This is a genomic window from Rhizobacter sp. P1_G5 (genome assembly GCF_056405435.1).
The window spans coordinates 1-3,601 of the sequence record NZ_JBFUCB010000612.1 but is presented as its reverse complement, the minus strand read 5'-3'; the positions used below and the strand labels follow the sequence as shown (position 1 = coordinate 3,601).

General features: G+C 71.4%; 3 protein-coding genes and 1 pseudogene. 3 read left to right on the top strand and 1 reads right to left on the bottom strand.

The genetic code is table 11. The features are described 5' to 3' along the window. The 3 genes and pseudogenes from AC1D12_RS28030 to AC1D12_RS28020 form a co-directional block, all read left to right on the top strand. Nucleotides 1-333 (top strand): annotated as a pseudogene (locus AC1D12_RS28030) (hypothetical protein); the annotation flags it as partial. A gap of 51 nt (nt 334-384) precedes the next feature. Continuing rightward, nucleotides 385-1,491, top strand: coding sequence for a GGDEF domain-containing protein (locus AC1D12_RS28025; protein WP_052212965.1), 1,107 nt, complete (start codon nt 385-387; stop codon nt 1,489-1,491). After that, nucleotides 1,488-2,381, top strand: a complete 894-nt coding sequence (locus tag AC1D12_RS28020) for an EamA family transporter (protein WP_477844358.1) — start codon at nt 1,488-1,490, stop codon at nt 2,379-2,381. The genes AC1D12_RS28025 and AC1D12_RS28020 overlap by 4 nt, the downstream gene beginning before the upstream one ends. A gap of 88 nt (nt 2,382-2,469) precedes the next feature. Here AC1D12_RS28020 and pcaF read toward each other — a convergent pair. Beyond that, on the bottom strand, nt 2,470-3,601 hold a 1,132-nt coding region (pcaF, locus tag AC1D12_RS28015), incomplete at its 5' end, for a 3-oxoadipyl-CoA thiolase (RefSeq protein ID WP_477844356.1).

The window sequence follows — 3,601 nt, the reverse complement described above, 5'->3', positions numbered from 1 at the left end:
GCCGAGGCTGGCATCCAGGCCGTGGCCTCGGTCGATGGCGGCGGCCCACGCATCGTCTGCCGTGGCGACGACGTCACCGCGCAGGCCATGCAGCGCCTCACGCCGGCGCAGCGCGCGACGCTGGCCGCGCAGTATTGCGCCACGATGACCGCCGAGCGCGTGCTGGCGCTGTCCGGCCCGTCGCCGGTCGTCGTCGAGGGCCCGCTCGCCCGCAATGCCGCCTACCTCGCGCTGCTCGCGCAATCGCTGCCCGGCCACCGCTGCCAGGTCGGCGATGCCGCGATCGACGGCACGGTGCTCGGTGCACTGGCGTTAACCCGCTGGAACGATTGAACCCGTGACATGGCGCGGCCGGGGGCTGCGGGGCTGATAACCTCTCGCCCCGTGCGGACCGTCCTCGCCCCTCTCGCCGACCGTGTGTTCGGCACCGAACCCAAGCAGCGCTTGCGGCTCGTGCAATGCGGCGTCGCGATGCTGCTGGTGCTCGGCAGCGTGCTCAACATGCAGTACCTCGTGGCCGCCGGCCTCGCGCCTGCCTGGCCCGTCGCGCTGTGGAGCGTGCTGCTCGCCGGCGGCTTCGCGGTCTTCTTCGGCGTGATCCGCAGCGGCCTCAACCTGAAGCTGCCCGACCCGGCGCTGACGCAGGCGCAGATGGTGTTCGCGATCGTCTGCGGCGCGGCCGGCTACGCACTGGCCGGCGCGGGCCGCGGCGGCGCCTTTCCGATCCTGATGGTGATCTTCATGTTCAGCATGTATGCGCTGCCGCCGGCCCAGGTGATGCGCATCGCGCTGTTCGCGGTGGCGCTGTTCGGCGCGACGATGGCGGCGATGGCCTGGCACGACCCGGCCACCTACGAGCCGGCGGTCGAATGGGGGCACTTCATCATGATCGCGATCATGGTGCCGGCCATCGCGGTGCTGGCCGGGCAGCTCAGCCGCCTGCGCGAGCGCATGCGGCGGCAGAAGAAGGAGCTGTCGGTGGCGCTCGCGCGCATCCAGGATCTCGCCACCCGCGACGAGATGACCGGCCTGATCAACCGCCGCCACATGCAGGAACTGATGGAGCAGGAACGCCAGCGCGGCGTGCGTTCCGGCTACACCTTCTGCCTCGCGATGATYGACCTCGACGGCTTCCGCAAGATCAACGACCAGCAAGGCCATGAGTTCGGCGACCGGCTGCTGAAGCGCTTCGCGCGAGAAGCACTGAACGTGATCCGCATCTCCGACCTGCTCGGGCGCTGGCAGGGCGAGCAGTTCCTGCTGCTACTGTCGGACACCCGCGCCTCGCTCGCACGCCTCGGGCTCGAGCGGCTGCGCGAACGCATCTTCGCGATGCAGATCGACGCGCAAGGGCCGCCGATGCACGTCAGCTTCTCGGCCGGCGTCACCGAGCACCGGGCCGGTGAATCGGTGGCCGAGACGATCGCGCGCGCCGACCAGGCACTGCGTGCGGCCAAGGGCGCCGGGCGCAACCGGGTCGTGCTCGCATGAGCGCTCCGTTGCCGGCACGGCACTTCGTCCTCGCGCTGCTGGTCGTCGCGGTCTGGGGCACCAACTTCGTCGTCATCAAGCTCGGCCTCGCGCACCTGCCGCCGCTGCTGTTCGCCGCGCTGCGCTTCACGTTCGCGCTGCTGCCTGCGGTGTTCTTCCTGCCACGCCCGGCGGTGCCGTGGCGCAAGCTCGCGGCCTACGGGCTGCTGATCGGCGTCGGCCAGTTCGGCGTGCTGTACCTCGCGATGCGCGGGCACATCACGCCGGGGCTCGCGTCGCTGGTCGTGCAGACGCAGGTGTTCTTCACGATCGGCCTGGCGATGCGCGGCAGCGGCGAGGTGGTGCGCCCGTTCCAGTGGGTGGCACTTCTGCTGGCGGCGGCCGGCATCGTCGTTATCGCTTCACACACCAGCGGTTCACACACCGGCGGCGACACCACGGTGGCCGGCGTGCTGATGGTGCTGCTTGCCGCGCTGTCGTGGGCCGGCGGCAACATCGTCAGCCGCGCGGCCGGCCGCGTGAACATGCTGGCCTACGTCGTCTGGACCAGCGCGTTCGCGGTGCCGCCGCTGTTCATCCTGTCGTGGTGCTTCGAAGGCAGCGTGGCGATCGAGGCCGGCCTGCGCCAGGCCGATGCGGTGACCTGGGCCTCGGTGCTGTGGCAATCGGTCGGCAACACGCTGTTCGGCTACGCGGCCTGGGGCTGGCTGCTGGCACGCCACCCGGCGGCCACCATCACGCCGATGGCGTTGCTGGTGCCGGTGTTCGGCATGGCTGCGTCGGCGTGGTGGCTGGGCGAATCGCTGCCGGCGTGGAAACTGGTTGCCGCCGGGTTGGTGATGGCGGGGCTGGCGCTGAACCTGCTGTGGCCGCGCTGGCGGCGCGCTTGAGCCCTCCCGGATTGGCCTCCGGGCTACGACCGTCGGGGATATCAACCCCCACTTGTTCGCTTGTCATCTCCCCGCACGCGCCTTCCGCTCAGACCCGCTCGATCACCACCGCAATGCCCTGGCCCACGCCGATGCACATCGTGCACAGCGCGTAGCGGCCGCCGCTGCGGTGCAGCTGGTTCACCGCGGTCGTCACCAGCCGCGCGCCGCTCGCGCCGAGCGGGTGGCCGAGCGCGATCGCGCCGCCGTTCGGGTTGACGCGCGCGTCGTCGTCCTTCAGGCCGAGGTCGCGCAGCACCGCCAGGCCTTGCGCGGCGAACGCCTCGTTCAATTCGATCACGTCGATCTGGTCGAGCTTCAGGCCGGTCAACGCCAGCACGCGCCGCGTGGCCGGGGCCGGGCCCATGCCCATGATGCGCGGCGCCACGCCCGCGGTCGCCATGCCCAGCACGCGGGCGCGCGGCGTCAGGCCGTGGCGCGCCGCGGCCGCCTCGCTCGCCAGCAGCAGCGCGCAGGCGCCGTCGTTGACGCCCGAGGCATTGCCGGCCGTCACCGTGCCGTCGGGCCGCACCACGCCCTTCAGCTTCGCGAGTGCGTCGAGCGAGGTCTCGCGCGGGTGCTCGTCCTGCTTCACGACGAGCGCCTCGCCCTTCTTCTGCGCGATCGTCACCGGCGTGATCTCGGCGTCGAAGAAGCCGGCCTGCTGCGCCGCGACCGCCTTCAGCTGCGACGCCAGCGCCATCCGGTCCTGCGCGTCGCGCCCGATGCCGAAATCGGCCGCCACGTTCTCCGCCGTCTCGGGCATCGAATCGACGCCGTGCAGCTCCTTCATCAGCTTGTTGATGAAGCGCCAGCCGATCGTCGTGTCGTGGATGGCCGCGTTGCGGCTGAACGCGCTCTCGGCCTTCGGCATCACGAACGGCGCGCGGCTCATGCTCTCGACGCCGCCGGCGATCATCAGGCCGGCCTCGCCGCTGCGGATCGCGCGCGCCGCGCTGCCCACCGCGTCCATCCCCGAGCCGCACAGCCGGTTGATCGTCATGCCCGGCACGCCGATCGGCAGGCCGGCCAGCAGCGCCGACATGCGGGCCACGTTGCGGTTGTCCTCGCCGGCCTGGTTCGCGCAGCCGAACAGCACGTCGTCGACCGCCTCCCAGTCGACACGCGTGTTGCGCGCGATCAGCGCCTTCAGCGGGATCGCGCCGAGGTCGTCGGTGCGC

Coding starts and splice junctions, on each gene's coding strand:
- AC1D12_RS28020 (WP_477844358.1), top strand. CDS start 1,488: ATGAGCGCTCCGTTGCCGGCACGGCACTTCGTCCTCGCGCTGCTGGTC.